This is a genomic window from Vibrio sp. 10N.222.46.A1 (genome assembly GCF_041473595.1).
Classification (GTDB): Bacteria; Pseudomonadota; Gammaproteobacteria; order Enterobacterales; family Vibrionaceae; genus Vibrio; species Vibrio tasmaniensis_A.
Genome location: NZ_JBFRSN010001324.1, coordinates 1 through 3,034, shown reverse-complemented (window position 1 = coordinate 3,034; position 3,034 = coordinate 1). Strand labels below are relative to the sequence as shown.

Sequence of the window (3,034 nt, the reverse complement as noted above, 5' to 3'; positions counted from 1 at the left end):
ATCGTCGAGCCTATTATCCAAATGGGCCAAGAGCTTCCTCAGTCGACACAATTTTTATTGGCATCGAGTGAATTTATCCAGAATTGGGGCATCCAATTACTGTTGTTGATCATTGGTGTGATTGTGTTGATTAAGACCGCGCTAAAAAAGCCGGGTGTTCGCATGAACTGGGATCGCAAACTATTAAGTATTCCGCTGATCGGCAAGATTGCGAAAGGGATCAATACCTCTCGTTTTGCACGAACACTCTCAATTTGTACCTCGAGTGCGATTCCAATCCTTGAAGGGATGAAGGTCGCGGTTGATGTGATGTCGAATCAACATGTGAAACAACAAGTATTACAGGCTTCAGACAGTGTTAGAGAAGGCGCAAGCCTACGTAAAGCGTTGGATCAAACCAAACTCTTTCCACCGATGATGCTGCATATGATTGCCAGTGGTGAGCAGAGTGGTCAGTTGGAACAGATGCTGACAAGAGCGGCAGACAACCAAGACCAAAGCTTTGAGTCGACGGTCAATATCGCGTTAGGCATTTTCACCCCAGCGCTTATCGCGTTGATGGCCGGTTTGGTGCTGTTTATCGTGATGGCGACACTGATGCCGATGCTTGAAATGAACAATTTAATGAGTGGATAACGTATTGCTCATCAGACGTTAGTTTTTGGATTATCGAGAAGAAGGGCATTATTACCTTCAACTCGCTATCTGTAATTTGGAGAAAATAATGAAAAATAAAATGAAAAAACAGTCAGGCTTTACTCTATTGGAAGTGATGGTTGTTGTGGTTATTCTTGGTGTTTTAGCTAGCTTTGTTGTTCCTAACCTTTTGGGTAACAAAGAGAAGGCGGATCAACAGAAAGCCATCACGGATATCGTGGCGCTAGAGAACGCGCTAGATATGTACAAACTGGATAACAGTGTTTACCCAACAACGGATCAAGGCCTTGATGGATTGGTTTCTAAGCCAAACAGTCCAGAGCCTCGTAACTACCGTGACGGTGGCTACATTAAGCGTCTGCCTAACGACCCATGGGGCAATGAGTACCAATACCTAAGCCCAGGTGATAACGGTACTATCGATATCTTTACGCTTGGTGCTGACGGCCAAGAAGGTGGTGAAGGTATCGCTGCGGATATCGGTAACTGGAACATGCAAGATTTCCAATAAGCTTCGGTTTATTGTCGCTTGATAAGTTCCTGTTGGTTGAACAGTTCGTGTTAGTTGATACGTTATTGATGGTAAGACGTATACAGATGGAGTCTCCAAGGTGAAAACTAAGCAAACACAGCCAGGTTTCACCTTGATTGAGATTCTTTTGGTGTTGGTATTACTGTCAGTAACTGCGGTCGCGGTGATAGCGACTATTCCGACCAATAGCAAAGATGTCGCCAAAAAATACGCTCAAAGCTTTTATCAACGAGTTCAATTACTCAATGAAGAGGCTATTTTGAGTGGCTTGGATTTTGGCGTTCGGGTTGATGAAAAGAAATCGACTTACGTTCTGATGGCGCTTAAGTCAGAAGGTTGGCAAGAAGTCGAATTTGAAAAAATCCCCTCTTCAACTGAATTACCGGAAGAACTCGCGTTGTCACTGACTTTAGGTGGTGGCGCATGGGAAGACGATGATCGTTTGTTCAATCCCGGAAGCTTGTTTGATGAAGATATGTTTGCGGATCTTGAAGAGACAAAAAAGCCCAAGCCACCTCAGATATACATTTTGTCGAGTGCTGAAATGACGCCATTTGTATTGTCGTTTTATCCAAATACCGGAGACACCATACAAGATGGTTGGCGTATTCGCGTGTTGGATAATGGTGTGATTCGACTGCTAGAGCCGGGAGAAGAAGATGAAGAGGAATAACCGTTCTCCTTCTCGTGGTATGCCTCTTGGTTCTCGAGGAATGACTCTGCTTGAAGTATTAGTTGCGCTTGCTATCTTCGCTACGGCGGCGATCAGTGTGATTCGTGCTGTCACCCAACACATTAATACCCTCAGTTATTTAGAAGAAAAAACCTTCGCGGCGATGGTTGTTGATAACCAGATGGCCTTAGTCATGCTGCATCCTGAGAAGCTTAAAAAAGCGCAGGGCACGCAAGAGTTAGCGGGAAGAGAGTGGTTCTGGAAGGTGACTCCCATCGATACCAGCGATAATTTATTAAAGGCGTTTGATGTGAGTGCAGCAACCAGTAAGAAAGCTTCTCCAGTGGTCACGGTGCGCAGTTATGTGGTCAATTAAAAGCGTGTCGTTAGCTAAGAGCAAGTCGCCAAGCGAGAGCATGTCCGCCAATAAGCGAGAGCCTCGTAAACAAGGTCTATCTTCAAAAGGGAGAGGCTTTACTTTAATCGAAGTTTTGGTTTCGATTGCCATCTTTTCCACGTTAAGCATGGCGGCTTATCAGGTGGTAAATCAGGTCCAACGAAGCAACGAACTCTCTATTGAGCGCAGTGCTCGTTTAAATCAACTGCAACGCAGTTTAGTCATTTTAGATAATGATTTTCGCCAGATGGCGGTACGACAATTTCGTACCAATGGTGAAGAAGCATCATCTAAGCTGATCCTAATGAAAGAGTATTTACTGGATTCCGACAGTGTTGGCATCATGTTTACTCGCCTTGGTTGGCACAACCCACAGCAGCAGTTCCCTCGCGGAGAAGTCACCAAAGTAGGCTACCGCATAAAAGAGGAAACGCTTGAGCGTGTATGGTGGCGTTACCCCGATACACCTGCCGGTCAACAAGGTGTGATTACTCCTCTGGTTGATGATGTTGAGAACCTGGAGTTCGAGTTTTATGACGGAAGCCGCTGGGGCAAAGAGTGGCAAACCGATAAATCACTGCCTAAAGCGGTGAGACTTAAGCTGACACTGAAAGATTACGGTGAGATAGAACGTGTTTATCTCACACCAAGTGGCGCCTTAGATCAGGTCGATGATTCTTCAAACAGTGACTCTTCAGGCAGTAATGAGGGGAATAATGATTCATCAAACTAATAAGCCTGCACTGACAAAATCTGCTGTGGGGCGTAAACAGCG

The 3,034-nt window shown here is 45.1% G+C and carries 5 protein-coding genes; all 5 read left to right on the top strand.

Annotation, left to right across the window (positions count from 1 at the left end):
• The coding region (locus AB4496_RS26335) for a type II secretion system F family protein (protein WP_372132839.1) at nt 1-636 on the top strand (636 nt) is incomplete at its 5' end.
• Nucleotides 637-724: 88 nt separating this feature from the next.
• Nucleotides 725-1,168, top strand: coding sequence for a type II secretion system major pseudopilin GspG (gene gspG / locus AB4496_RS26330; protein ID WP_017102442.1), 444 nt, complete (start codon nt 725-727; stop codon nt 1,166-1,168).
• Nucleotides 1,169-1,268: 100 nt separating this feature from the next.
• Nucleotides 1,269-1,862: a type II secretion system minor pseudopilin GspH gene (gene gspH / locus AB4496_RS26325; RefSeq protein WP_102257545.1), complete on the top strand. Its 594-nt coding sequence runs from the start codon at nt 1,269-1,271 to the stop codon at nt 1,860-1,862.
• Nucleotides 1,849-2,238 (top strand): type II secretion system minor pseudopilin GspI, encoded by a 390-nt coding sequence (gene gspI, locus AB4496_RS26320; RefSeq protein WP_076667666.1) that lies wholly within the window; start codon nt 1,849-1,851, stop codon nt 2,236-2,238. Before gspH ends, gspI begins: the two co-directional genes overlap by 14 nt.
• A complete protein-coding gene (gene gspJ / locus AB4496_RS26315; protein WP_102257546.1) occupies nt 2,225-2,992 on the top strand; it encodes a type II secretion system minor pseudopilin GspJ in 768 nt (255 codons plus the stop codon). The genes gspI and gspJ overlap by 14 nt, the downstream gene beginning before the upstream one ends.
• The last annotated feature ends 42 nt before the right edge of the window (nt 2,993-3,034 follow it).

Coding starts and splice junctions, on each gene's coding strand:
- gspG (WP_017102442.1), top strand. CDS start 725: ATGAAAAATAAAATGAAAAAACAGTCAGGCTTTACTCTATTGGAAGTG.
- gspI (WP_076667666.1), top strand. CDS start 1,849: ATGAAGAGGAATAACCGTTCTCCTTCTCGTGGTATGCCTCTTGGTTCT.
- gspJ (WP_102257546.1), top strand. CDS start 2,225: ATGTGGTCAATTAAAAGCGTGTCGTTAGCTAAGAGCAAGTCGCCAAGC.